Raw genomic sequence first — 25811 nt, forward strand, 5'->3', positions numbered from 1 at the left:
CTGATCAGGCAGCGCTCAATTGATCGGCTGACATCTTGCCCGACTTCTTGTCGCGCACCAGCTCGTAATTGATCTTCTGGCCATCATTGAGGCTGCGCAATCCAGCGCGCTCAACAGCAGAGATATGCACGAACACATCCGCACCGCCGTCCTCAGGTTGAATAAAACCAAAACCTTTTGTGGAATTGAACCATTTAACTGTGCCTGTGGCCATATTAAGCCCTCCCTGCCAACTTCAACCTGGATATCGTACACATGCACGATATCCGTTTCTATCGAGTTTTGAAGGAGAAGGTAGAAGCGCTTGCACGCGAAAAACTTCGACAATCAAAAATTCAACGCAGCTTTTATAGAATTGAATTGGAATTGATTCAACTCGCTTCGCGCAAAACAATGACAACAAGGGATAATTTGCGACGGGCTAGGTAATACTACCTAGTTTTCACCTCCCGATCGGAAGATTCGTCCTCCGTCGCCGCCTCCCAGCCGAAGACGCTGCGACCCCCGAACGAGGCAGATTGATCAAACTCGCCGGCAATTATCTCCTTGAAATCAAGCCCGGTTACATAGCGTTCCAATTGCCGGGATTGATTGTCGAGACGATGGAGCGCTTGCAATTCTTCCTCGCGCCCGAGCTTGCCTTTCTGGACTGCCGATTTCAAAACATTGATCGTCTCGTCATAGACCTTCAAGGGAACAGGAAACGGATGCCGGTCCTTGCCGCCATGCGCCAGCGAAAAGCGCGCGGGATCGGAGAAACGGCACGGCGCGCCATGCACGACCTCTGCAACCATGGCGAGTGCTTTGACCGTTCGCGCGCCGACCCGGTACCAAAAGCAGATCCTCGAAGTCGGCCGGGCCGCGCTCGGCCGCCGCGGCCAGATTTCCGTGCAGTCGCCGCATGATGACATCGCTTTCGCGCACGTCGTGGTGCGCCGGCATGATCAGATGGGGCAGCATGGGCTGCGCGGGCTCTTCGACCGGCTTGGGTGGCGCATGATCCAATTCGAGCGCCGCAACCTCACGTACGATCCTGTCCGGCCCTAAATTACTGAGCAAATCGAGTTGTCCACGCCGCGAGGCCATGGCACGCCTGTCGGCAAGGTTGATGATTTCGCCTTGCCCCCGCCCCTCGATGGCGGCATGCGGCGAATCGACAAAGCTCGTCAGCCCCTCCGAGAGCCAGTGATAACGCCGCGCCTGGCGGCTATCACCGTTCATGCCCTGCTGAACGACCACCCAGTTGCCGTCATCCGTGACAATAAATCCGTGGAGATAAAGATCGAACCCGTCCTGCACCGCGGCACTGTCTACCTTGGCGACCAGCCGGCTCGCCTTGGCAAGTGCCAACCCGTCGATTCCGACGCGGTTGCCGATGGCGGCAAGCTCATCGGGTGTCTTGCGGGAGTGTGTTCCACGCCCGCCGCACACATGCACGCCGAGTTCCCCCGACAAAGGAGCCAATCCGCGCTTCAAGGCGCCAATCACGCTGGTCGTGATGCCCGACGAATGCCAGTCCATGCCCATGACCGCGCCGAAGGATTGAAACCAGAAGGGGTGCGACAGACGCCGCAGCAGTTCATCTCGCCCATAATGGTGGATGATTGCTTCGCACATGACCGCGCCGAGCCGGGTCATGCGGTCGCCGAGCCATTTCGGCACGCGGCCATTGTGCAATGGAAGATCGGCGCTGCCTGCGCGTTGTGCCATGGAATCCGTTCAACTCCTTCAAGGCTCAGTATATAGTGCATGCGGCCAAATATTGTTATCATCCGTCCTAACCGGCCATCTGGCTTCCGGAAACACGCAAACCGAAAGAATTGATATGACCGAGACGTTCGTAATTGCGCAGGGCGGCGGGCCGACTGCCGTCATAAACCAGACACTGGCTGGCGCCGCGATCGAGATTCGCAAGCGTCACAAGGATGCGCGCGTTCTTGGCGCACTACACGGCGTGCGCGGTATACGCGACGGGAATTTCGTCGATCTTTCCGCGTTGAGCGAACAGGAGCTCCGCCGTATCGCCGCAACCCCAAGCGCCGCCCTTGGAAGTACGCGCGACAAACCTGATGCAGCCTACTGCGAGGTCATCCTCGAAGGCTTGCAAAAGGCCGGAGCCACCGCGTTCATTTATATTGGCGGTAACGATACGGCCGGGACGCAGCAAATTCTGGCCGACGCGGCCGGCAAGGATATCGCTTTTGTTCACGCCCCGAAGACGATCGACAATGACCTTGTCGAAAACGACCATACGCCCGGATTCATCTCCGCAGCCGAGTTGGTTGCAGGCGCCTTTTTGAGCGTCGATCTCGATTTTCGCGCCTTGCCGGGAATCTATGTCGGCATCGTTATGGGCAGACATGCCGGCTTTCTCACTACAGCGGCAGCCGCATGGCAGCTGGACGAAGAGAGTGGACCGCACCTTCTCTACGTTCCGGAGAGGGCGTTCTCCCCGGAACGGTTCATCGACGACGTGCGCGAAGCCACCTCACGCCATGGACGCTGCATCGTAGCAATGTCGGAGGGTGTGACGGCCGAAGACGGACGATCCGTCGTTGAAACCCTCATTCCGCCTGATCGGCTCGAGCGTGATGCGCATGGCAATGTCCGCCTTTCTGGCGGCGATCTCGGAATGACAATCGAGGAGTTGATCCGAACCGGGCTGCCCGGGGCCCGTGCCCGCGTCGATACATTCGGCTACCTGCCGCGCGGTAATATAGCGACCATCAATGAAACGGACGCTCGCGAAGCTTTTGAAGCTGGAGCCTTCGCTGTGGAAGCAGCCGCCCGTGGCGGTGGATCGGTAGCCCTGCAATATGAAAATGGAAAGACCAGCCCGCAACTGGTATCGCTCGCCAATGTCGCCGGGAAGACACAGCATCTGGCAGCGGACTACATGCTGCCTGACATAAACCAGATTTCAACAAAAGGCCGGGCCTATCTGGAAAGATTGCTTCCTCGCAAGTTCGACCCGGCAAAGCCATTTGTTTGAGTTTCAAAACCCTTGTGTTCTGCAAAAGTACCGCATAGGATGTTCCATATCGGTAAAAATTATCGCTGAATTTTCTCTTTTGTGAAAGTCTAGCCGCTTGCGGGAACATCTGGATCAGACGGACAGGCGGCTTGTCAAACAGCTTTCGCAGGATGCGCAGCCCGGGTTGACGCGTCTTGCTGAGACGATGGCGATGTCTGTGCCGACGGTACGCACGCGCCTTCGCAACTTGCTGGACCGAAACCTCCTGAAGATCGTCGGACTGCTCAACCTGACGGAACGTCCCGAACTGATCTCGGCCATTGTCGGTGTCAATACACAGGGGCGCGGCCGTGTACGCGAGATCGCGGAACGGATTGCAGCGCTCCCCTTCGTCACATCGGCATGTGTGGTAACCGGGCGGTTCGACATCATCGTCGATGTGGTCATCGCAGGCGACATTGCCGATCTTTACCGGGTCACCAGCGAGTTGATACCCGGGGTCGGCGACCTCGGAGAGATCGTACGAAGCGAGACCTTTGTGGTCATGGCATCGTGCAACAAATGGGTGAGCTTGCCAGAGGGATGCTGGACTGATCCGGCGACAGCACCAAAAACAAATTAAAGAGCCCAATAAAGGGCGGGGAACACCAACGGAGAACACCAGAATGAAAATGACTCGACTATTCGTCGCAGGGATTGCCCTGCTCGGCATGACTGTTGCAGCAAATGCCGGAACACTAGACGACATCACCAAGCGCGGCGAACTGCGCGTCGCGGTTCAGACGCAGGGCCCACCCTTTTCCATGGTCGATGCGGCTGGCAAGCGCACGGGCAGCTCGGTCGAGCTTGCCGAACTGATGGCCAAGGAAATGGGCGTAAAAATCACGTTCCAGGACTATGACTGGGATGGTCTGATCCCGGCGCTGCTTTCGGGCAAGGCCGATCTGCTGGTTGCAGATATGACCCCGACACTGGCGCGGGCGATGAAAGTCGCGTTCACCAAGCCTTTCATGTACACGGGCAGCGCTGTTTTTGCCAAGACTGACAGCAAATTCGGAACCATCGATGCTTGCAAGGCCAAGGGCACGAAGATCGCCGTGCTCCTCGGAGCAACGGGCGAAAAAGTGGCAAAGGAGACTTTTCCCGATGCCGAAATCAAGAGCTACAAGGGCGGCGGCCCGCTCCTGCTCGATGCTGTCAATAACGGCCAGGCCGATTGCGGCGTAAACGATGTCTCGGCGGTCAAGGGTCAGCAGGCCGCTTATCCGGCCGGAAGCTTCACAATCATGCCGGAAGTCCTGTCGAAAGAGCCGCTGGCTTTCGCCACACGCTATGACGAGCAGGACCTTCTCGTCTGGATGAACCTCTTTCTCGATCAGGTCGCTCTCGATGGACGTCTGCAGAAGAACCTGGATTACTGGGTTAATTCGGAAGACTGGAAGAAAGACCATCAATAGCAGGTCCCGAACGGCATGCGTGGAGCCAGTTCGCTTCACGCACGCCGTCCGGCCGCTTTTTGATCGCGCCCGTTCCGCCGCCTGAGGGATCTTCCCGGCATGCTTGAAAACTTCAGCTTTCGCACCATCGTCGAATATCTGCCCCTGTTCGGGCAGGGATTTGCTGCGACGCTGTGGTTGTCGATCGTCTCGTTCGCCGGCGCGCTTGCCGTGGGCATCATCCTGTGTGCGATGAACCTGCAGCGCTCGCGGCTTTTGCAACTTCCGGCAAAGATATACATCGACGCGATCCGTGCGACACCACTGCTGGCACAGCTCTATTTCCTTTATTTTGGGCTGCCGCGGCTCGGGATTGTTTTGCCGGAGCTTTTCGTCGGCATCCTCGCTTTGGCTTTGAACAGTGGCGCCTACATCGCCGAGATCATCCGCGCCGGCATCCTGTCGATTTCACGTGGGCAGGTGGAAGCCGGCATTGCGTCCGGGATGACCTATGCCCAGCGCATGCGTCTGGTAATCCTGCCGCAGGCTATCCGGGTAACCATTCCACCGCTGCTCGGCCAAGCCATCGTTCTGGTAAAGGACTCGGCGTTGCTGTCGTTGATTTCCGTCGCCGAACTGACGCGGGCGGGCCAATTGCTGGCGTCGGACAGGTTCATGCCCGCTGAAGGCTTCATCACAACTGCCGCGTGCTATCTCGTCCTCTATTACGGATTGAAGTCACTGGCAGCATTCTCGGCGCGCTGGCTCGGCGTGCGCCCGATCGGGAGCCGCACATGATCTGGTTTCAGCTCCAAAGCCTGATGGGCAGCTATCCACTGGCATTGCGCGGGCTCGGCATGACCATTGCCCTGTCCGGAATAAGCCTGGTGCTCGGTACCATCCTTGGCTTTGCGTTCGGTGTCTTGCGCACGAGCGGTAGCCGCCTGCTGGATTCTGCAATCGGCTTGTGGGTCGATCTGATCCGCGGGACGCCATTCCTCGTACAGATTTTCCTGATCTTTTTTATCCTGCCGGAACTTGGTGTCGAACTCGATGCGTTCACCGCCGGCATCATCGCACTGACCAACCTCGCAGCCTGCTTCATCTGCGAGATCGTTGCCGCGGGTATTCGTTCTGTGCCGACCGGGCAGGTCGAGGCGGCGCTCGCGTCCGGCTTGTCGCAGTGGCAGCGGATGCGTCAGGTGGTGCTGCCGCAAGCGATGCGTGTCTCCCTGCCGCCGCTTGTTGGCCAATATGTGCTTCTCATCAAGGATTCGTCCGTCGTTTCCGCCATCGGCCTGACCGATCTTACCCGGGTTGGCTGGCTGGTGGTTCAGCGGGTACCCAATGGGTTGCTCGTGTTCGCCATTGTCGGCATCGGTTATTTTGTCGTGTGCTATCCGCTCATCCTGCTTGCCCGCCGGCTGGAGAGACGCATGAGCGCTGCCCATGGCGAGGTGCAGTTGTGACGCGCTCAATCAACAAAGGCAGCCAGATATGATCGAATTTCGCGGCGTCAACAAATGGTTCGGCGCGCTCCATGTTCTCAAGGATATCACGCTGAGTGTCGAGCCGCGCGAAGTCGTCGTCGTCTGCGGCCCCAGCGGCTCGGGCAAGAGCACGCTGATCCGTTGCATCAATGGCCTCGAGACGATCAAGGACGGCGATCTTGTCGTCGATGGACAGCGCCTCGGCGACCGCGCCACCAACATGACCGAACTGCGTACCGAGATCGGCTTCGTCTTCCAGGCTTTCAATCTCTATCCGCACAAGACGGCGCTCGAAAACGTCACGCTTGCACCTATTCATGTGCGGAAAATCGCTCGCGCTGAGGCCGAGTCGTCGGGCCGCGAGATGCTGGCGAAAGTCGGGCTCGCCGATAAGTTCAATGCCTATCCGTCCGAGCTTTCCGGCGGCCAGCAGCAACGCGTCGCCATTGCGCGTTGCCTGTGCATGCGCCCGAAGATCATGCTTTTCGATGAGCCCACTTCTGCCCTAGATCCCGAGATGATCAGCGAGGTCCTGGACGTGATGGTTGGCGTCGCCGAAGAGGGCATGACCATGATGGTGGTGACGCATGAGATGGGTTTTGCCCGCAAAGTGGCACAGCGGGTCGTGTTCATGGATGCGGGCGCCGTCGTTGAAACCGGCACGCCCGAAGAGTTTTTCTCCGATCCAAAGACCGATCGAAGCCGCGCCTTCCTGAGCAAGATTCTGCGGCATTGAGCCTGCCGATGCGCGATAAGAGCCGAGGGATCAACCCCCGGCCTTGTCACGGAAATCAGGCGACGCCGCCATTGGCGCGCAGGATCTGGCCATTGACCCAGCCGCCGTCAGGGCCAACGAGGAACGAGACCACGCCGACGATATCACTGGGCTGACCAAGGCGTTCGAGCGGCGGCGCCTTGGCAGCCAGCGCAATCACTTCCTCGCTTTTGCCCCTGAGGTAGAGGTCGGTGGCGATCGGTCCGGGAGCCACCGCGTTGACCGTGATAGTCCTGCCGCGCAGCTCTTTTGAAAACACATGCGTGAAGGCTTCGACCGCTGCTTTGGTGGCATTGTACAAAGCATAGCCTGGCATCTTGAGACCAAGGCTCGTCGACGAAAAGTTGACGATCCGTCCCCCATCCCTCAAACGCTTGCCAGCTTCACGTAACGTGTTGAAAGTACCCTTGGTGTTGATGGCGAAGTGGCGATCGAATTCTTCGTCGCTCGTATCAGCGAGCGGGATCGTCTTCAGGACGCCGGCATTGTTGATGAGGATGTCTACGCCGCCGAACGCTGCTTCAGCGGAATCGAACATGCGCCGCACTGCTGCCGCATCAGCGACATTCGCCTGTGCGGTGATCGCCTTGCCACCGCTGGCTTCTATCTTGTCAACCAGATCCTGAGCCTCTTTGGCGCTGCCCGCATAATTTACGACCACGGTAAAGCCATCACTGGCCAGCCGTTCTGCAATTGCCGCGCCGATACCGCGCGATGCTCCGGTGACGATTGCAACCTTGTTTGTCTGTTGTGTCATGATCTTGATCCTCGTGATGGACAGTTCAATGACAAGACAATGCATCATTGCAAAACGCGGATAATCACCCATTTCTTGACATCACTATTCGAAAAACTCGAACAATAATCTTGCCAAGCCAACACCGGCATTTGATGATGCGATCACCCCTTGATCCAATCGGAACTTGCCAAATGGACAGATTTGAAGCGATGCGCGTCTTCGTCCGGGTGGTCGAACGGCGCAGTTTCACGCTCGCCGCCAACGATCTTGGCCTGCCGCGCTCGACGGTGACCGATGCGGTGAAACAGCTCGAAGCACGGCTCGGTGTTCGGCTGCTGGAACGGACCACACGGCAAGTCAGTCCGACCCTTGACGGCGAGGCCCACCACCGGCGATGCGTCTCGATCATCGCCGATCTCGAGGATGCGGAAGGGGCGTTCGGCGCGGCAAGGCCCAAGGGTTTGCTGCGTGTCGAGGTACAAGGAACACTGGCGCGGCATTTCCTGTTGCCGGGTCTGCCGACCTTTTTCGAGAAATATCCCGATATTGAAATCAGCATGAGCGAAGGCGAACGGTGGATCGACCTTATCCGCGAGGGCGTAGACTGCGTGCTGCGGTTCGGTATCCTGCCGGACAGCGACATGATTGCGCGGCGTGTTGCGACGCTGGAGCGGCTGACATGCGCCACGCCCGCCTATCTCGACCGTTTCGGTATGCCGGCGAGTTGGGATGTGCTGGACGGCCATCGCATGATCGGTCTCAGGTCGCTCACGACGGGTGCAGTGCGGCCACTGGATTTCATGATCGGCGAGCGATTGGAAAATGTGACGCTACCGACGACGATTTCCGTGACTGGCACAGAGAGCTATCTTGCAACTGCACGACTGGGGCTCGGTCTCGTTCAGGTGCCCCGCTTCCATGCCGCTGACGATCTTGCACGAGGCGTGCTCATCCAGCTTCTGACCGATTGTCCGCCACGCCCGATGCCGGTCTCCCTGCTCTATCCCCGGAATCGGCAACTCTCTCCACGCGTGCGGGTGTTTCTCGATTGGGTGGCGCAGGAGGTCGCATCGAAAAATGCCATGACTTGAAGCCCCGACACGACCAAATGTCCTGCATGCGTTGAGAATCATAATAATTTCGTGTCAATAGGTATGGCGTCCAGCAACGCGTCAACAGAAAGCAAAGCCGTGGAATTCCTGCACACCGGCATTACATTCCTGGAACCGTACATCCAGCAATATGGGCTCTATGCGATCTTCGTTATCATATATCTGGAATCCTTCGGCGCGCCGCTTCCCGGTGAAAGTGCGCTCGTCGCTTCGTCGCTTCTCGCGGTGCGTGGCGATCTCTCGGTAACCGACCTGTTTTTCACCGTCTGGATTGCCGCCGTGCTTGGCGACGGCACCGGCTATGCAATCGGCCACTTTGGCGGACGCCCCCTGCTGCGGCGATATGGCTGGCTCGTCAAACTCACCCCCGAACGTCTGGAAAAGCTGGAAGACCTTTTCCGTCGCCGTGGGCCGATCATCGTTGTCGGCGCACGCTTTGTCGTTGTCCTGCGGCAATTGAATGGACTGGTTGCCGGCTCGGTCGGGATGCCGTGGCACAGTTTCTTTCTGGCAAACCTCGTTGGGGCCGCTCTATGGGCGACCGTCTGGAGCTTTGGTCCCTACTATTTCGGCGGATTATTCCACACGTTCTGGCGCTAGATCACTTTTGCGGTACGTATTTTCGCCAGTCGTGCTCCTCGTGGAAACCCAGCACTTCGCGCGTCTTGCGATTGGAAAGCGGTGCTTCAAATTCGCCGAGCTCGCGCCTGATAGGCGTGTCGGGACAATATTTCTCGAGGAATTCCCGCGTTGGGAGGTTCGCGGTGATCGTGTCGTTGACGGCGTTGAATACCTGGAAGCCAAGGCCATCCTTGCGGATCGCCAGATCGACGATCTGTCCGAGGTCGCGCGCATCGATATAGCTCCAAGCATTGCGCTTGCGCGACATCGGGTCGGCGAGGAAAGCCGGAAAACGGTCGTACTCGTGCGGTTCGATGACATTGCCGATGCGCAGAGCGTAGATATCGGCGCCATAGCGCATGACAAAGGCGCGCGCGGTCTTCTCGTTCAGCACCTTGGAGAGCCCGTAGCTGTCCATCGGGTCGGTATCGTAGTCTTCCTCGAGCGGGAAATGATGGAAATCCTTGTCGCCTTCGGCAAAGCAGACGCCATAGGTCGTCTCGCTCGACGCGACGATGATCTTCTTGATCCCGAGCTTCACCGCGGCCTCGATGACATTATAGGTTCCGATCGTATTGATGCGGAACGTCTCGTTGTCCGGCCTGATCAACACGCGCGGCACCGCTGCAAAATGCACGACCGCATCGATCGGCGCCGGACCCTTGCCGGTCTCGAAACCCTCGAAACCAAAGTGGCTGGAGAGTACGTCGAACATCTGGCCGCTGTCGGCGATGTCGGCATTGATGGTGTTGACGCCGGGATAGTCGAGCGGGGCGAGATCGACATTCAGGACCTCGTAACCCTTGTCGACGAGATAAGGAACCACGTGACGGCCGGCTTTACCGGTACCGCCTGTGAATACGATCCGCTTCGTCATTTTTGCATTCTCCTTAGGACTCAATCATTCACTCTGGCGGAATTTGCGAATCCGGTCGAACAGCACCGCGAACAGGATGGCGCCGCCAATGAAACAGCCTTGCCAGAAGGCATTGATGCCAAGCAATCCAAGACTGTTACGGATCACTTCGATCAACGCCGCCCCGACGATTGCCCCGAGGGCCGTGCCAACGCCGCCCGCGAGAGCCGCGCCGCCGATGACGGCTGCGGCAATAACCTGCAACTCGAGGCCGGTGCCGATATTGGTGGTGATCGCACCAAGCCAGCCGGTCTGGATAATCCCGGCAATACCTGCCGAAAGCGACGAGATCATATAGACCGCCACCTTGATCTGGCGAACCGGCACGCCGGTAAGGATTGCCGCATGCTCGTTGCCGCCAATGGCATAAATGTACCGTCCGAATCTCGTCCAACGCAAGATAAAGCCGGTAAGCAAGGCCAGCACGACCATGTAGACCACGGGGTTGGCGATACCGAAGAACCATGCACCGCCGCCAAGTGCCAGGAGTTTGTCGTGGTCCGGCCCGAACTGGAAAACAACCGTATTGCCGGAAGCGACCATGGCGAGACTGCGTGCGATCGACAGCGTCGCGAGCGTTACAACGAATGACGGCATGCCTATATAGGCGATAAGCAGACCATGACATGCGCCGATGACGAGAGCTGTAGCGATGGAAGCTGCTATACCGACCTCGATACTGTAACCGGCATGCATGACGACGCCGAGTATCATGCTGCAAAGGCAAAGCACCGAGCCAACGGACAGATCGATGCCGCCTGTGATGATGACCAGCGTCATACCAAGCGCGATGATCGCGACGAAGGTGACGTTGCGGGTGATGTTGTAGAGGTTTTTGGAGGTCGCGAAGGAATCAGTCGCGAACGACAAAAAGATGCACGCAAGAATGACGGCGACCAAAACCCAGAAAGTCTGGCTGCTCAGTTTTTCCGCAAGCCAGCTCTGCTGCTTGTGCGCAATGGTCTGGTCAAGTGTAATTGCCATGGTCGACCTTCTATTTCTTAATTCGCCGACATGCCGGCTACGCAACCTGTTCGATGGCGCCGGTGATGAGGCCGGTGACTTCTTCGGGCGAACTCGCCGCAATCCGCTTGTCGGCAACCTTGCGCCCTCGCCGCATGACGATGACCCGGTCGGCGACATCGAAAACATCCGGCATGCGGTGGCTGATGAGCACAACGGCAATACCCTGATCGCGCAGGTGGCGTATCAAATTCAGCACCTCGGCAACCTGACGCACGGAGATCGCCGCCGTCGGTTCGTCCATGAGCACGATCTTCGCCTCGGAAAGCCTCGTCCTTGCAATCGCCACCGCCTGCCGCTGCCCGCCGGACATCTGCTTGACGAGATCCCGAGGGCGGGTTTCGGATTTCAGCTCGGCGAAAATCTGTCCGGCGCGTTTGTACATCGACGCGTAGTCGAGGATGCGGAAAGGCCCGATGCCACGGCGAATCTCGCGACCAAGGAACACATTTGCAGCAGCGGTGAGGTTATCGCAGAGCGCCAGATCCTGGTGAACGATCTCGATGCCATGACGGCGCGCTTCGACCGGCTTGTTGAGGACCAACTCGGCGCCATCCATGCGCATGGTGCCATGGCTCGGGCTGAAATTGCCTGCGATCATTTTGACGAGCGTCGATTTACCCGCCCCATTGTCGCCCATGAGGCCAACGACTTCGCCGGCCTCGATGGAGAATGAAACATCATTGACGGCTTGAATGGCGCCGAAATGTTTTGAAATGTTGGTGAGTTCCAGAACTGCCACCAGCCGTATGCCTCCCGTGCATGTTGCTCGCACCGCCAAACGTTCCCTTGGAACACGAGGCTTTTTGCGATCCCGCCCTCCCCTCCCAGGAAGAGCCGTGAGGGGCATTTACGCAAACGCGGCGCGGGGCGTCAATCGACTTTCGGCCGATTCCGGTCACCATCTACACCAAAAGTCGTTTTATATGATAAATACCCATTGACGGACGAACTTTGCCAATATTAGCTGGTGCCCGGAGGAATGCCTTTGTCTGTAACGCAGCGGATAAAGTTGGAGGGGGTTCGGGATAAAGCAGGTTTAGCACCCGCGGTCGCTCATCCGATCAGCGGTTGAAGACTGAATGGCGGGCATTTCATGTCCGTTTTGTTTCCAGGGAGGAATAAATGAGAAAGTCACTATTGTTAGTCGCCGCGGCCGCTCTTGCACTTGGTGCGGGACCTGCTCTGGCAAAAAAACAGCTCGTCATCGTCGTTAAAGGTCTCGACAATCCGTTTTTCGAGGCAATCAATCAAGGTTGCCAGAAGTGGAACAGCGAGAATGCGAGTTCGGAGTATGAATGTTTCTACACCGGTCCCGCATCGACATCGGATGAAGCCGGCGAAGCGCAGATCGTCCAGGACATGCTCGGCAAGGCCGATACGGCCGCGATCGCGATCTCGCCTTCGAACGCCAAGCTGATTGCCCAGACGATCAAGACGGCCAATCCATCGGTCCCAGTGATGACGCTGGACGCTGATCTTGCCGCTGAAGATGCTGCGTTGCGCAAGACCTATCTCGGCACAGACAACTATCTGATGGGCTTCAAGATTGGCGAATACATCAAGAAGGGCAAGCCAAACGGCGGTACGATATGCACGATCGAGGGCAATACCGGCGCCGATAATATCCTTCGCCGGGCGCAAGGCATGCGCGACGCGCTGACTGGTCAGAAGGGCTTGGCCGCACTCAAGGGCGAAGGTGGCTGGACGGAAGTTCCGGGCTGCCCTGTCTTCACCAATGACGACGGCGCCAAGGGCGTTCAGGCTATGACGGACATCCTTGCGGCCAATCCGAAGCTCGACGCCTTCGGGATCATGGGCGGCTGGCCGCTGTTCGGCGCGCCACAGCCTTACCGTGACCTGTTTGGTCCCTACAAGGAAAAGATCGCCAGCAATGAGTTCGTCATCGGCGCCGCCGATACGATCGGCGATGAGGTGGCCATTGCCGGCGAAGGCCTGGTTACCGCACTCGTTGGTCAGCGGCCTTTCGAAATGGGCTATAAGGCACCTTCCGTCATGATCGATCTGATCGAAGGCAAGCCCGTTGAAGATCCAGTCTTTACCGGTCTCGACGAATGCACCAAGGATACGGTTGCGACCTGCATCCAGAAGTAAGTTTAACAATTGGGAGCGCCCGACATCAGGGCGCTTCCAAACACTAGAGCAAGGGACCTTGGCTCAGGGCCTCATCGAAGAATGTCGTCAGCCGCTTCCAGTGCCTCTCACCGCCCACGGCGTTGTAAACGCCATGATCCGGCACCGCCCAGCCATGCGCCATGCCGACATAATTCTCGATGATGTGATCGACTTCGGCGGTTCTCAACGCTTCGGCGAGACGTGCCGATTGCTCCGGCGGAAAGCTGCCGTCAACTCCTGCCACGCCCACATAGACACGGCCCTTGATCCCGCCTGCCAAACGATGCGGGCTGTCTTCGGCGTCGCTGGCGAGATTGCCACCATGAAAGCTCGCCGCTGCCGCGACCCTTTCCGGAAAGGCGCCTGCAGCGGTAACGGCTCGCCCACCGCCCATGCAATAACCGACGGTACCAATGGGTCCGGTCACGCCGGCTGCCACCAGCGTATCGAGAAACGAAGCCGTATCGCGTCTGGTCATTTCCTGGCTTGTGCCGCGGACCATGATCATGATCTGTGCTTTGGCAGTTTCGTCGGAAAACGCCGTTCCGGTAGAGGGGCCATAGGTTCCGAACCGATAGAAGAGATCTGGCAGAAGAACCACATAGCCGAGATCCGCAAGACGTTGAGCCATGCCATCCAGTGCAGGCCTCGGACCCATCGCATCCATGTAGAACACCACACCGCGCCCGGCACTGCTTATCTTTGATACCGCCGCCGAGGGATCAGCGCGAAAGATAGCGGCTTTGGCCGTGCCGTCGGCCGTCTTGATTTCAATGCTCTGTTTCATGGATCTGTCCTGTCGTTACGGTTCGGACGCATGCAATGATGCGAGGCGCCGGCTTCTCAATACCGAGCATCGACAGCCGGGCACAAACACATCACTTGAATGCATGGCATTCAGGAATTGTTTTCAGAAATATTATCAGTGTTTGGAGAATGCATCTATCAAGGCGTCGCAGGTCTGCTTGAGCCTCTGTTGCGGGCCTTCGATACCGATGCTCTGACCACAGACCCGCGCGCCCTCGACCAGAAGTACGAGAGCCTGAGCGAGCTGTTCGTATTGCTGAACGCCCGCCATTCGGCAAAGTTCGACCAAATGCTGCACATGCGCTTTTTTAGCGTCCATGATGACTTTTTGGGCGGGGTGACCGGCCTCTTTTATTTCAACCGCCGCATTGACGAGATCGCAGCCGCGCAAATCATTGAAGATACGCTGGGCAGCTTCATCGACCCAACCCCGCAATTGCTTTGCCGGGTCGCCGGGATAGGCGTTCTCCAGATCGGTCCAGATACGTTCCTTTTCGCTCGACACCTGTTTCAGGCACTCGCAAACCAGATCGTCCTTGCAGCCAAAGTGACGATAGAGCGTCATCTTGTTGGAGCCGGCAGCCTCGGCAATGGCATCGACACCGACGCCTTTGATCCCGTGTTGGCGAAACAGCTCTATGGCGCTCTTCACGATCCGCTCACGAGGACGTTCCAGCGTGGTCACGAGCTTGTCAGAATTATCTGCTATTGCTTCCAAAGGGGTACTTGACATTGATGTTACCGCTTAGTAACTATTGGGACGTTACTGACCGGTAACACACATTGAATGCCGAAGTCAATTCACTCGTTCGCCACCCTGCCCGTAACCCCCAACGCCGTAATTTTGATCCAATACAGTTTTACTGGTCATCGAGAAGGAGACCAATATGTCCCAGTTTTATTCCGACCTCACCCAGTCACAAGTCCTTTCGGACCCGCTGATCAACGCTGTGATGCGTGCCGATCGCGTCAGCCGAAAAGAGCTCGAGCTCCTTATGACGACAGTCGCGACCAAGAATTTCAGTCATGAGACGGCCAGCGAATGGCGCCGTCCGCTACCAGCTTTCGTCTCGGCGCAGCCGCTGAAAGGCAGCACGGACCTTTCGAGTAAAATGTGCCAAGGGTCCGCCTGCTAACGAGTGATCAAGACGCGATAAAAACTGCGGCTCTTCCCGGAAGAGCCGCAGTTTTTCTTTAAACTCCACCTGAAAATCCACTGGCGCCGGTTGTTTTCTCGTCGATCAGTTGCAGGCGTTCCGCCATTCGAGCGGCTTGCGGACGGTGAATGTCAGAGATGGCAAGCGGCGGTGTGTCCGTAGCTGATCGGCTGGCTCATGCCACAGCATCTAGCGACGAAAACTGACCACGGATGACCTCGCATCACAACAGGAACGGTGTTTTAGGATAATATTCCCTTGCAAAGCGGTGGACCGTTAGAAATCTGAATGTTACGTTTCGTTGTGGGAGGATAGTCCGCATCCGATGAGGAGGCCGGATACGCAAGTTGGAGAGAATTCGATGAGCAGAACTATCCTGAACGCCGTGGGTGTACCGTTGTACTATAGCGGAAGCTCAACGGCATGGTTTTCCGCAACTGGATCCGGTCCCGAACTTCACGGAACGAATGGCAATGATTCCCTGTGGGGAGACGCCGCCGTCAACGTCACCATGATGGGCGGGATGGGCGACGACATTTACTATCGCTATTCAAGCATCAATCGTGTGTTTGAGGCAGCCGACCAAGGTGTTGATACCGTAAACACATGGATGAGTACCACGCTGCGGGAAAATTTTGAAAACCTGACAGTCACAGGCGATGGGCGTTACGCCTTTGGCAACGATGCCGATAACATAATTACAGGTGGCTCCGGCAGCCAGACCATCGATGGTCGCGAAGGGAACGACGTTCTGACCGGCGCCGGTGGTGCCGATACCTTCATCGTGACGAAGGGCAACGGGAGCGATCTGCTCACCGATTTCGGTTCCAACGATGTAGTGCGCCTCGATGGTTACGGGCTGACCTCTTTCGAGCAGGTTCGCAACAGCCTCACCCAGGAAGGGGACGATCTCAGGCTTTCTCTTGGAACAGGTGAAAGTCTGGTTTTTAACGACACAACCGCGGACGAACTCCGGGCGGACCAGTTTGAACTGAGTCTTGATCGTTCCACTTTGACCCGCACGTTTTCCGACGATTTCAATTCGCTCCAGCTTCATGACGGGGATACCGGTACATGGGAGGCGAAATATTGGTGGGCGCCCGAACAGGGAGGAACGCTGTCAGGCAACGGCGAGCTTCAATGGTATGTCAACCCTTCCTACCAGCCCACAGCCTCGGTCAATCCATTTTCCGTGCACGATGGTGTCTTGACCATCACCGCGGAACAGACGCCGGAGGCGATAAAATCCGAAGTCGATGGTTACGACTATACGTCTGGAATGCTGACGACTCATCCCTCCTTTGCCCAGACCTACGGCTATTTCGAAATCCGCGCCGACATGCCGGACGATCAGGGTACATGGCCTGCCTTCTGGCTGCTTCCAGAAGACGGTTCCTGGCCCCCTGAACTCGACGTCGTGGAAATGACCGGACAGGATCCGAACACCATCCACGCCACCGTCCATTCGAACGAGACTGGCGAACAGACTTCGGAGACAACTGCCGTGAAGGTCGGCGATACCGACGGATTTCACGACTACGGCGTGTTATGGCAGGAAGATGAGATTGTCTGGTATTTCGATGATGTTGCCGTCGCGCATGCGGATACCCCATCAGACATGCACGATCCGATGTACATGCTCGTCAACCTCGCCGTCGGAGGCATAGCGGGCACGCCAACGGACGGTCTGGCGGATGGTTCTGAAATGAAAATCGATTACATCAGGGCCTATTCCCTCGAAGACCTGGGTGTTGACGCGGGCACCGATGCGCTGTCCTCACAAACTTCCGACTGGCATATTTAAGGCGCGCGTGTTGGTCCGCTCTACGCTTTATGCATCGATTTCGCGCTTCAGCGGATGCCATTTGTGGTTCTCAGTGCTGCACATGGTGGCGTCCGTTAGTTGCAATGGTGTTTCGCTCGCCGCATGACGTGAAGCTGACACGGATTCTGCAAACAAACCGGAATTGCCGTAACCTCCTTGTATTGTTGCAATCAGGACGGCACAGAGCGCGACACTGACGATATACTTGTGGCCGAGATCGTTCGTCTTCTCGATTCGGTCGTGGACATATTCAGGAACACGATCAGTCTCTTGCATGGTCAACTCCTGTTTGCTCCGGATGATGTCTGAACCGGCAGCCCGGGCAATACTTTGTCCAGGGTGACCGGAAACTCGCGAACGCGCACTCCGGTGGCATTGAAGATCGCGTTGGCAACGGCAGCGCCTGCACCGCAAACGCCCAATTCTCCTATTCCCTTGCTTCCGAAGACATTTGTATTGCCATCGGGCTCCTCCAGAAAAACCACGTCAAGATCAGGAACATCCGCATTTACCGGGACATGGTATTCAGCGAGATCGTGATTGACGAAGTGACCGTATCTCGGGTCAAGAACGCTCTCTTCCATGAGCGCAGCACCGATGCCCCAAACCATGCCGCCGATAATTTGCGAACGCGCTGTTTTGGGATTGAGGATGCGACCTGCACCAATAACACTGAGCATGCGGCGGACCCGCATTTCAGCGGTATCCATATCGACTTCTATCTCGACGAAATGTGCACCATAGGCATGCTGGGAATAGTTTCGGTAGTTCTCACCGGCTGCCTCTACCGCGCCTTGGGCATCCAGTCCTTGCGGCGCTACACGATTCATGAGGTTGGCAAGGTTTTCCGAACGATCCCCTATTCTGATTTCTCCGTTCGTGAACTCGGTTCGATCGGGATTCGAGCCATAAAACGGCGATCCCCTCACCTCTTGTGAAACCTTCGCTATTTTTTGCTTCAACGCTTCGCAGGCATTGTGGACGGCGGAGCCGGCGCTTGCCGCTCCCCACGACCCGCCGGATCCCGCGGTGCGCGGAAAATGGCTGTCGCCGAGTTGAACCTCGATTGCGGAAAGGGGAAGGCCAAGACTGGTGGCTGCGATCTGTGCCAGAATGGTGTAGGTGCCCGTGCCGATATCGGTCATATCGAGCTGAACTTTCACCCGGCCGGTCCCGTCGATGCCTATCCGGGCTGCCGCCGCCCCAAGGTAGTTGGGCCGGATCGCAGCCGCCATGCCATGGCCGATCAGCTTGCGTCCTTCTCGCACCGTACCCGGCTTCGCCTGTCTTTGCTCCCATCCAAAGCGACGCGCGCCCTCTTGCATACAGGCGACAAGGTTGCGTGTGGAAAACGGAACGTTGCGCTCCGGATCTACCTCGGGCTCATTGCGGATACGCAATTCGATCGGATCAATACCGATCTGATAAGCCAACTCGTCCATGGCACATTCAAATGCGAGCATGCCTGGCGCTTCGCCTGGCGACCGCATCCACTCACCGCGGTTTGTGTCCAGACCAACCAAACGATGCCTCGTGATCCGGTTTGGAGCCGCATAGAGGGATCGCGCAAACACCGCAGTCTGTTCGCAGTATTCTTCGAAGCGGGAGGTCGCCGAACAGACATCATGGGCGATACCGGTGAGCTTGCCATCGCGGTCGGCGCTCAGCCGGACCGACTGGATCATTTTTGCGCGGTGACCCGCATTTGCAAACATCTGTTGCCGCGTCAGCGCAATCTTGACCGGGCGTTGAAGTTCCCTGGCGGCGAGCGCAGCAAGAATAGTATCGGCATGCACGATCAATTTCGAGCCAAATCCGCCTCCGATGAAGCGACTGACGAGATGCACCTTGTCCGGCGGGATTTGCAACGTGTTGGCGATAGCAGCCTGGAAATTCGCAAGGGTCTGGGCACTCGTGTAAATTGTCACTTCATCGCCGGACCAGGCCGCGAGTGTGGCATGCGGTTCCATCGGATTGTGATGCTCGTAGGGTGTCGTATAGATTGCATCGACCTTGAAGTCGCTAGCAGCAAACGCTGCCTCGAAGTCGCCTACAAGCGAGTCCGTTTGAAAACCGGCATTGGTACGCTGTGGCGCATAGGCATCCGCAAGGTGCCTGCTCAGATCATACGCACCGCGCTCGTCTTCGTAGTCGATCGCAATAAGTCCGGCAGCACCTCGCGCCGCCTCAAACGTTTCTGCCACGACCAGGGCAATTGGTTCGTCATAGTAGCGAACGCGGTCCGTCGAGAGGACGGGTCGAGGACGGGTAAAGACCTCACGCACCGCTGGCGTGACAGCCGGACCAAATACAGGTTGTGCCGGTGCATTCGTATGCGTCATCACACGGATGACACCCGGCATTGCCTCGGCCTTTGTCGTATCGATCGCAGAGATACGGCCACGCGCGATGCCAGCCCCCAGAATGTAACCATAGGCAACCGGATTATCTGCCCTATGCTCATAAGCGTAGACCGCTTGCCCCGTTACCTTCAGCGCGCCGTCGACACGATCGACCGGCTGGCCAATCCAGTTTCCGGTGTCTGCTATTGGTGTTGAATTGGACATGATCTTCCTCATCCGCGCTGTGAAGCAGCAGCAAGCGCCTGTTGTATCGTCCGCTTTGCCAAGGGGATTTTAAAGTCGTTGCCGCCACGACCAATGGCATTTGCCAAGGCGATGTCTGCAGCCCGTTCGAACATTTCGGTCGAAACCTTCTCGCCGAGCAGGATTGCTTCGGCTTCGGGAACGCGCCATGGTTTGGCCGCGACGCCGCCTAACGCAAATCGCGCCCCTGCAATCGTATCGCCTGCCACATGGACAATTGCTGCAACCGATACGAGTGCAAATGCATAGGATGCCCGGTCACGAACCTTGCGGTAGAGCTGCCGCCCGGGCTGGACCGGCGGCAGGATAACCGCCGTTATCATTTCCCCAAGCTTGAGCTGTGTTTCGATATCGGGCGTTGTTCCGGGCAGTCGGTGTAGATCGCCGATAGGGATTTGTCTTGTAACGCCTTCGGTGTCCATCGTCTCCACAGATGCATCGAGCACCGTCATGGCAACCGCCATATCCGACGGATGCACGGCAATACAGGCGTCGCTTGATCCAAGCACCGCGTGCATACGGTTGAAGCCGTGCAGCGCTGCACACCCGGAACCAGGCTTGCGCTTGTTGCAAGGCATATTGCGATCATAGAAGTAGTAACAACGCGTCCTCTGCAGCAGGTTGCCACCCGTCGACGCTTTGTTGCGGATTTGCGCAGAAGCGCCCGCAAGCAGTGCCTGTGCCAGAACCGGATAGTTAGATCTTATGCGTGGATCAGCGGCGAGCGTGCTGTTGCGCACTTGTGCACCGATGCGCAGGCCGCCTTCTGCTGTTTCTTCAATTGCGTTAAAGGGCAAATGGTTGATGTCGATCAGATGGGCCGGCCGTTCGATTTCCAGCTTCATGAGGTCGAGCAAATTCGTGCCGCCACTAATGAATTTGGCGTTGGGTGTGCCAGCAGCACCTGCCAATGCATCGCGGAGTTCGCCTGCCCTTTGATAGGTGAAAGGTTTCATGTTTCAAACCTCTCCGGCCGCGTCGCGGATCGCAGCGACAATATTGGGGTATGCGGAACAACGACAGATATTTCCGCTCATGCGCTCGCGTATCTCCGCATCGGTCAAGGAGACGCTCGGGCTGGAAAGTGTTTCGCTGACATGGCTTGGCCAGCCGGCTGCCGCTTCTTGCAGCATGCCGACAGCCGAGCAAATCTGGCCGGGTGTGCAGTAACCGCACTGAAATCCGTCATGTTCAATGAACGCAGCTTGCATGGGATGGAGATCGGCGCCTTTCGCAAGACCCTCGATGGTCGTGATCGTGTCACCGTCATGCATGACGGCCAGCGTGAGACAGGAATTGATCCGTTGGCCGTCGACCAGTACGGTGCATGCTCCGCACTGTCCATGATCGCAACCTTTCTTGGAGCCGGTCAGATCAAGATGATTGCGCAACGCATCGAGCAAGGTCGTGCGGGGATCGACGACAACAGAATAGTTGCGCAAGTTGACGTTCAGGGTGAATTCCGCCGGGTCAACGACCCTTGTGCCGGCATCGTCATCGTGGTCCCTGGCGGTCGGCATTTGTTGGCCCGCCGCTGGTAATCCCGTCGCGAGGAAGAATCCAGCTGCTGCACCGGATTCCAGAACGACTCGGCGTGTCGGACCCGTTTTTTGAGACTCTTCATTCATTGCTTGCACTCCTGGAGATGACAACGATCAAGGGAACCGTGCCGGCGAAACATGGCCCGCCGGCACGAGCTTCTCGACATCGGAGTTCAGGACCAAATCATCAGCCCGGCTGCTGCTTCGTATCGGAGCTTGATGGCGTTTGCGGAGCCTGCTCTGTCTGCGTATTGGCGGAGTTGAGCTTCTGGCACGCAAGCGCAGTTCCAGCTGAGAACGCAATACCCACTGTTGCGATGGCAGCGATCAGATATTTGTTCATGACAATCTCGCTTTCTGTTGAGTTGATGGGACTTCTCCCATTGACATCAGACAGCGTATTTGCGGGTTGTCGCAGAGTTGTGCCGTACCAAGGGCAGAGTTGTCGCAAAGTATCGCAGGATTGCGTGACGGGACATTTCGCTACAAATTACCAGCATCAACACGACGGCCAGGTAGCCGACCCGATATGACTTGACAAACTTTGATACAATTTTCCGGATACCGAAAAACTACTTCGAGTGATATTTCACGCGTGTGCATTAAAGTCAGGGATGTGCCCGATGGAATCCGTACCCCATATCGCAGTCGTCGACGATCACCGGGATATCCGCGATCTTGTTGGCAAATATCTCACTCAGCAAGGATATCGCATCAGCGTGGCTGAAAGCGGGTCTGCACTGAGACGACTGCTCGAACGCAACGCCCCGGACCTTATCATTCTTGATATAATGATGCCCGGGGAAGACGGCTTGTCCGTTTGCCGGCAGTTGCGGCGTTCGACGGAGCTGCCGATTATTTTCCTGACTGCCATGGCCGACGACACCGACCGCATTATTGGTCTGGAGCTTGGAGCCGACGACTATCTCATCAAGCCCTTTAATCCACGTGAGCTGCTCGCGCGGATCAGGGCAGTCTTGCGGCGGGTCAACAGCCTGCCGCCACAGCGCGAAATGCCCAAGGCAAAGACGATCAGTTTCGAGCGCTGGAGCCTGGATGTCGGACGCCGGGAACTACTTGGAGGGGACGGCGTCGGCGTCCCGCTCAGTACGGCGGAATTTCGGCTACTAAAGGCCTTTCTCGAACATCCCGGAATGGTGCTCAGCCGCGATCAGCTCATGGACCTGACCGTCGGTCGCAGTGCCGATTCATTTGACCGGAGCATAGACAACCAGGTCAGCCGGTTACGCAAGAAAGTCGAGGTCGATCCCAAGAATCCTTCAATTATCAAGACACACTGGGGCGGTGGCTACAGTCTTTGCGCAGAGGTGGAGCGGGCATGAAACGGTGGTGGAAGCGCAGTCTTGCCGCACAATTCATAGGCTTGATGCTGCTCGCGCTCGCGCTTTCCCAGGCACTCAGTTTCTTCGTGTCGTGGGACGAGCGGGGTAAAGCACTGCAGGCGGCCGCGAAGGCAGAGTTTTTCAGCCGAACGGCTTCCCTTGCGACGCTGCTCGAAACCATACCAACGACGTTTCGCAACGATGTCCTGGATGCAAGCGGCACAGGCTACAGCCGGTTCTGGATATCCTCTCAAGCTCCGGTGGACGCAAACGCGTGGCGGCGCGAGGCATGGGCGCAATTGTCAAAACCCATGCCAAATCTAAAAGCCTTGAAGTTCAAAATGCCCGGAGCAGCGACATCAACCGCCGCAGAAACCGCGCGTCCCGAACCCTCGCCCTTCCAGGCGCTGGCTGCGCAATCCGATTCATGGACCAAGCTTGGTCCGCATGTCTGGACGATACCGCAGCCAGCAAAATTCATCTATCTCGGCCATTCAAACGGAATGGGGCTAACCGTTGAATTGAGCGATGGCACCTGGCTGAACACGGCCTACGCCAAATCGGTTCCAAATTCCATTTGGAATGTCCAGACCCTGTCGTCCCTTGCTATAACAGCTGCAATTCTTTCGCTGATCGGTGTCATCGTGGCCAGGCAGATCGCAAGTCCGATGCGCCGACTTGCCATGGCAGCCGAAGCTCTGGGGCGAGGCGAAAGTATACAACCGCTTCCGGAAGCGGGACCTGACGATATCCGCCAGACTGCTGAAGCATTCAATCGTATGCAAGGCCGTTTGCATCGTTTTGTCGAGGACCGGACCCGGATGCTGGCCGCCATTGGTCATGATATGCGAACGCCGCTTACATCACTCCGTCTGAGGGCGGAATTTGTCACGGAACCGGACGTGCAGCAGAAGATGCTTGCGACCATAGACGAGATACAAACGATGACGGAAGCGGCCCTGGCGTTTGCGCGCGAGGAAGGCACGGTTGAAAACACACGTGCCATGAATATTTCCGCCCTGGTCGAGAGCATTTGCGACGACATGGCGGAGCTCGGTCAAGACGTCAAGTTCCTTGAAGGCGAGAAGATCGTTTACCGATGCCGGCCCGACGCTCTGCGGCGTGCCTTCCGCAACTTAATCGAAAATGCTGTCCGCTACGGCGAAAGGGCGCGCGTCAGCGTCGAAAAGCGGCACGAGGGCATCAACATCACTATCGAGGACGATGGACCAGGCATACCTGAAACCGCATTCGAAGACGTATTCGCTCCGTTTTTCCGCCTGGAGCAATCCCGCAACCGGGAAACCGGCGGGGTCGGTCTAGGCTTGTCGATTGCCCGGGCAATCATTCACCACCACGGGGGGGAAATCGCTCTTCACAATGGCGGTAGCGGATTCAGAGTGGTTGTCGCACTTCCCGCTGCTCCACGAATTTCCTGAAATATATGTATCGAAATGTAGCAAGGTACCCAATCGTTGCGGGTAGGGTCAAAAACGGGTGTCTTCCGGCAAACCTCTGCGACATCTCGGGCGCAATATAAATCTTATGAAAGTCTCTTGCGCGTTCACAAACGAGGATGTCAAAATGTTAGGCGTCGAAAATCTCGCTAGCCACAGCAATTATCCGATCGCTTTCGAAATGGGTGCCAACCGCGATGCGAAACTGGTTTTCGCTTCTGTGGTTTTTGCAGATATCAAAGGCTTCACACGTTTTTGCCAGGCCGTCGATTTACCCTCGGCATTCCACACTCTTTCAGCATTTCATCGGCGAATGACACAGGTCGTCTCAGAATTTTCTGCGACAGTAATCACGAATACAGGCGACGAAGTCATGGCGGCGTGGTGCGGCACACCCTCCTTTGTATCCTCGAAGGCGCTCCGATGCGGATTTGCTATGCTTGAGTCAGTGGAGGCCTGGAACCGCGAAGATAGTTCCTTGAGACCGGATCTGAATATTGGTGTGGGCATTCACGCTGGACCAGTCGTTCTGGGCCAGATCCCGGGTTTGTCAGAAAGTCGAATGAGCGTGTTCGGCGATACGGTAAATACTGCCAGCCGCCTCGAGCAGATGACGAGAGCCTATTCGACTGATCTGATCGCCTCCGACGAATTGGTGCGGCTGGCATCCGCAACCGCATCAGCAGAAAATGGAGCCAATCGCCTTCATTCAGCGATAACCGCAAAGGTTCGCGATCGGGCCGGATTGCTTTCAATCCGCATCTCTAGGTGAGGTCCACGTCGCCTCACGCTAAAGTCGCGGAAGCTAATCCACTGGAAGTTTACGTGCTGGCCAATCGCTTCGCGGTACCGGGTTGCCAATCCCGAAACTGAAGGAAACGACTTCCATCGCCGCCGCATCGACCTGGCATTTGAAGTCCAGATTGTACCAGTTGGACCTGTTTCGAAATGCCCCTTCCCGGGAACTCAATGTACCGCTCGCGATGGTTCGACCGGACGGGCTATACGCCAGCAAGTCGGCCTCAGGCCTTTGGTTGCGAACCTGTTGCATTGCCTCGCTGCCGCACAATTGCAAGATGCGCCGGTCTCGGGGCAGATTCCCTATAGCCTGTCTCACCCTCGGGTCCGACAAGGCATTAGGTGAAAACAGTTTCTTCGCTTGGGTAAGTCTAAGCGGCTTTTGCCTGCTGCTTTTCGGCTCCGCCGGCTTCTTCTGTGCAGGTGCCTTCTCACTTTGCGCTGCTGCCGCTTTTGCATCCGCTACTTGTTGCGCCGTAGGAGCTTCGTCCTTGCGCGGTACATCGCCCCTATCCGTCACGGGAAGATCAAGCTTGGGCAGGTCCGTCTTGGTGCTCGAGGCTGCCTTCTCTGCAGGCGGCTCCGTCTCCGGCTTTGCCGGAGATGCATCCTGCAGCGTTGAATTGGCGCTTTTAGGCGCATCCTGCTCCTCGGGAGTTGGCTGGGGCTCAGTCACCTTCTCGTCGGTTTTGGCCATAGCGGATTCGAATGCCTGGGCCGCCGCGGGCGGAGATGGCGGCGGCGCCGGTTGCGGCTTGCTCTCGGCTGGCTTGTCTCGCGTCTTCTCTGGCGGCTTGGGAGGCGGGGGCGGTACAACCTCTACCTTGATATTCTCTTCCGGTGGCTTCGGCAGCGCCTCGGCCAAGCGGAACAGCAACAGAAATGCCACCGACAGATGCAAGGCAACAGACGCCAGTGCGCCCCATCCGCTCCACGGCTTCTTATAGTGTTGCATTGCTCAGACGATACCGGACCCGCATTTATAAAACCTAGGCTTTAGGAGGGTCGGCAACAAGGGGCCATAATCCAATAGTCGAAATGCCGGCGGCGCAATG

Annotated in this window: 27 protein-coding genes and 1 pseudogene; 14 read left to right on the plus strand and 14 right to left on the minus strand. The window is 57.3% G+C overall.

Features of this window, described 5'->3' with window-relative positions; translation table 11 throughout:
- Positions 1 to 4 precede the first annotated feature (4 nt).
- Entirely contained in the window at positions 5 to 214 is a 210-nt protein-coding gene (locus N8E88_RS01375; RefSeq protein WP_112528883.1) for a cold-shock protein, read from the minus strand.
- Between the two features lie 217 nt (positions 215 to 431).
- Positions 432 to 1710 (minus strand): annotated as a pseudogene (locus N8E88_RS01380) (DUF763 domain-containing protein).
- A 115-nt stretch (positions 1711 to 1825) separates the two neighbouring features.
- Here N8E88_RS01380 and N8E88_RS01385 point away from each other — a divergent pair.
- The 6 genes from N8E88_RS01385 (at position 1826) to N8E88_RS01410 (ending at position 6636) form a co-directional block, all read left to right on the plus strand.
- A complete protein-coding gene (locus tag N8E88_RS01385) occupies positions 1826 to 2992 on the plus strand; it encodes a diphosphate--fructose-6-phosphate 1-phosphotransferase (RefSeq protein WP_262290390.1) in 1167 nt (388 codons plus the stop codon).
- A gap of 97 nt (positions 2993 to 3089) precedes the next feature.
- Positions 3090 to 3596, plus strand: coding sequence for an Lrp/AsnC family transcriptional regulator (locus N8E88_RS01390; protein ID WP_114430529.1), 507 nt, complete (start codon positions 3090 to 3092; stop codon positions 3594 to 3596).
- Positions 3597 to 3639: 43 nt separating this feature from the next.
- Positions 3640 to 4431 (plus strand): ABC transporter substrate-binding protein, encoded by a 792-nt coding sequence (locus N8E88_RS01395; protein WP_262290391.1) that lies wholly within the window; start codon positions 3640 to 3642, stop codon positions 4429 to 4431.
- 99 nt (positions 4432 to 4530) lie between these two features.
- Positions 4531 to 5208 (plus strand): amino acid ABC transporter permease, encoded by a 678-nt coding sequence (locus N8E88_RS01400; RefSeq protein ID WP_262290392.1) that lies wholly within the window; start codon positions 4531 to 4533, stop codon positions 5206 to 5208.
- Positions 5205 to 5879, plus strand: a complete 675-nt coding sequence (locus N8E88_RS01405; RefSeq protein WP_262290393.1) for an amino acid ABC transporter permease — start codon at positions 5205 to 5207, stop codon at positions 5877 to 5879. The genes N8E88_RS01400 and N8E88_RS01405 overlap by 4 nt, the downstream gene beginning before the upstream one ends.
- 28 nt (positions 5880 to 5907) lie before the next feature.
- Entirely contained in the window at positions 5908 to 6636 is a 729-nt protein-coding gene (locus N8E88_RS01410; RefSeq protein ID WP_262290394.1) for an amino acid ABC transporter ATP-binding protein, read from the plus strand.
- Positions 6637 to 6691: 55 nt separating this feature from the next.
- On the opposite strand, the gene N8E88_RS01415 is transcribed toward N8E88_RS01410, so the two are convergent.
- A complete protein-coding gene (locus N8E88_RS01415; protein ID WP_262290395.1) occupies positions 6692 to 7432 on the minus strand; it encodes an SDR family oxidoreductase in 741 nt (246 codons plus the stop codon).
- Between the two features lie 173 nt (positions 7433 to 7605).
- Here N8E88_RS01415 and N8E88_RS01420 point away from each other — a divergent pair, with 173 nt between their 5' ends.
- Both N8E88_RS01420 and N8E88_RS01425 read left to right on the plus strand, forming a co-directional pair.
- Positions 7606 to 8505 (plus strand): LysR family transcriptional regulator, encoded by a 900-nt coding sequence (locus tag N8E88_RS01420; RefSeq protein WP_262290396.1) that lies wholly within the window; start codon positions 7606 to 7608, stop codon positions 8503 to 8505.
- 120 nt (positions 8506 to 8625) lie between these two features.
- Positions 8626 to 9126, plus strand: coding sequence for a DedA family protein (locus N8E88_RS01425; RefSeq protein ID WP_262290628.1), 501 nt, complete (start codon positions 8626 to 8628; stop codon positions 9124 to 9126).
- Between the two features lies 1 nt (position 9127).
- On the opposite strand, the gene N8E88_RS01430 is transcribed toward N8E88_RS01425, so the two are convergent.
- Genes N8E88_RS01430 through N8E88_RS01440 form a run of 3 tightly spaced genes read right to left on the minus strand, consistent with a single transcriptional unit; the run spans position 9128 to position 11828 of the window.
- A complete protein-coding gene (locus N8E88_RS01430; RefSeq protein ID WP_262290397.1) occupies positions 9128 to 10024 on the minus strand; it encodes an NAD-dependent epimerase/dehydratase family protein in 897 nt (298 codons plus the stop codon).
- A 24-nt stretch (positions 10025 to 10048) separates the two neighbouring features.
- A complete protein-coding gene (locus N8E88_RS01435; RefSeq protein ID WP_262290398.1) occupies positions 10049 to 11047 on the minus strand; it encodes an ABC transporter permease in 999 nt (332 codons plus the stop codon).
- Between the two features lie 37 nt (positions 11048 to 11084).
- Entirely contained in the window at positions 11085 to 11828 is a 744-nt protein-coding gene (locus N8E88_RS01440) for an ATP-binding cassette domain-containing protein (RefSeq protein ID WP_410010496.1), read from the minus strand.
- A gap of 383 nt (positions 11829 to 12211) precedes the next feature.
- Between N8E88_RS01440 and N8E88_RS01445 the strand changes: the two genes are divergently transcribed.
- A complete protein-coding gene (locus N8E88_RS01445) occupies positions 12212 to 13201 on the plus strand; it encodes a substrate-binding domain-containing protein (protein ID WP_114430539.1) in 990 nt (329 codons plus the stop codon).
- A 43-nt stretch (positions 13202 to 13244) separates the two neighbouring features.
- Here the strand turns inward: N8E88_RS01445 and N8E88_RS01450 are convergent, their stop codons facing one another.
- Both N8E88_RS01450 and N8E88_RS01455 read right to left on the minus strand, forming a co-directional pair.
- Complete coding sequence (locus tag N8E88_RS01450) at positions 13245 to 14009, minus strand: dienelactone hydrolase family protein (protein WP_262290400.1); 765 nt, start codon at positions 14007 to 14009, stop codon at positions 13245 to 13247.
- Positions 14010 to 14144: 135 nt separating this feature from the next.
- The gene (locus N8E88_RS01455) at positions 14145 to 14762 is read right to left on the minus strand and encodes a TetR/AcrR family transcriptional regulator (RefSeq protein WP_262290401.1); all 618 of its coding nucleotides are present in this window, start codon (positions 14760 to 14762) and stop codon (positions 14145 to 14147) included.
- Between the two features lie 154 nt (positions 14763 to 14916).
- On the opposite strand from N8E88_RS01455, the gene N8E88_RS01460 reads away from it, so the two are divergent.
- Positions 14917 to 15165, plus strand: coding sequence for a hypothetical protein (locus tag N8E88_RS01460; protein ID WP_262290402.1), 249 nt, complete (start codon positions 14917 to 14919; stop codon positions 15163 to 15165).
- A gap of 382 nt (positions 15166 to 15547) precedes the next feature.
- Positions 15548 to 16990, plus strand: a complete 1443-nt coding sequence (locus N8E88_RS01465; protein WP_262290403.1) for an endo-1,3-1,4-beta-glycanase EglC — start codon at positions 15548 to 15550, stop codon at positions 16988 to 16990.
- A gap of 27 nt (positions 16991 to 17017) precedes the next feature.
- On the opposite strand, the gene N8E88_RS01470 is transcribed toward N8E88_RS01465, so the two are convergent.
- From N8E88_RS01470 to N8E88_RS01490, 5 genes are all read right to left on the minus strand, one after another.
- Positions 17018 to 17287, minus strand: a complete 270-nt coding sequence (locus N8E88_RS01470) for a hypothetical protein (protein ID WP_262290404.1) — start codon at positions 17285 to 17287, stop codon at positions 17018 to 17020.
- Positions 17288 to 17289: 2 nt separating this feature from the next.
- A complete protein-coding gene (locus tag N8E88_RS01475; protein ID WP_262290405.1) occupies positions 17290 to 19578 on the minus strand; it encodes a molybdopterin cofactor-binding domain-containing protein in 2289 nt (762 codons plus the stop codon).
- 8 nt (positions 19579 to 19586) lie between these two features.
- Positions 19587 to 20573: an FAD binding domain-containing protein gene (locus tag N8E88_RS01480; RefSeq protein WP_262290406.1), complete on the minus strand. Its 987-nt coding sequence runs from the start codon at positions 20571 to 20573 to the stop codon at positions 19587 to 19589.
- A gap of 3 nt (positions 20574 to 20576) precedes the next feature.
- Entirely contained in the window at positions 20577 to 21245 is a 669-nt protein-coding gene (locus N8E88_RS01485; protein WP_262290407.1) for a 2Fe-2S iron-sulfur cluster-binding protein, read from the minus strand.
- 100 nt (positions 21246 to 21345) lie between these two features.
- Positions 21346 to 21501 carry a hypothetical protein gene (locus N8E88_RS01490; RefSeq protein ID WP_262290408.1) on the minus strand — a complete coding sequence of 52 codons (156 nt, stop codon included), beginning with the start codon at positions 21499 to 21501 and terminating at the stop codon, positions 21346 to 21348.
- Between the two features lie 280 nt (positions 21502 to 21781).
- Here N8E88_RS01490 and N8E88_RS01495 point away from each other — a divergent pair, with 280 nt between their 5' ends.
- The 3 genes from N8E88_RS01495 (at position 21782) to N8E88_RS01505 (ending at position 24730) form a co-directional block, all read left to right on the plus strand.
- The gene (locus N8E88_RS01495) at positions 21782 to 22501 is read left to right on the plus strand and encodes a response regulator (protein ID WP_112531118.1); all 720 of its coding nucleotides are present in this window, start codon (positions 21782 to 21784) and stop codon (positions 22499 to 22501) included.
- On the plus strand, positions 22498 to 23940 hold the full coding sequence (locus tag N8E88_RS01500; protein ID WP_262290409.1) for a HAMP domain-containing sensor histidine kinase: 1443 nt from the start codon (positions 22498 to 22500) through the stop codon (positions 23938 to 23940). The genes N8E88_RS01495 and N8E88_RS01500 overlap by 4 nt, the downstream gene beginning before the upstream one ends.
- 145 nt (positions 23941 to 24085) lie before the next feature.
- Entirely contained in the window at positions 24086 to 24730 is a 645-nt protein-coding gene (locus tag N8E88_RS01505) for an adenylate/guanylate cyclase domain-containing protein (protein WP_262290410.1), read from the plus strand.
- A gap of 33 nt (positions 24731 to 24763) precedes the next feature.
- On the opposite strand, the gene N8E88_RS01510 is transcribed toward N8E88_RS01505, so the two are convergent.
- Positions 24764 to 25711: a DUF930 domain-containing protein gene (locus N8E88_RS01510; protein ID WP_262290411.1), complete on the minus strand. Its 948-nt coding sequence runs from the start codon at positions 25709 to 25711 to the stop codon at positions 24764 to 24766.
- Between the last annotated feature and the right edge of the window lie 100 nt (positions 25712 to 25811).

It is taken from the genome of Phyllobacterium zundukense, assembly GCF_025452195.1.
GTDB classification, from domain to species: Bacteria; Pseudomonadota; Alphaproteobacteria; order Rhizobiales; family Rhizobiaceae; genus Phyllobacterium; species Phyllobacterium zundukense_A.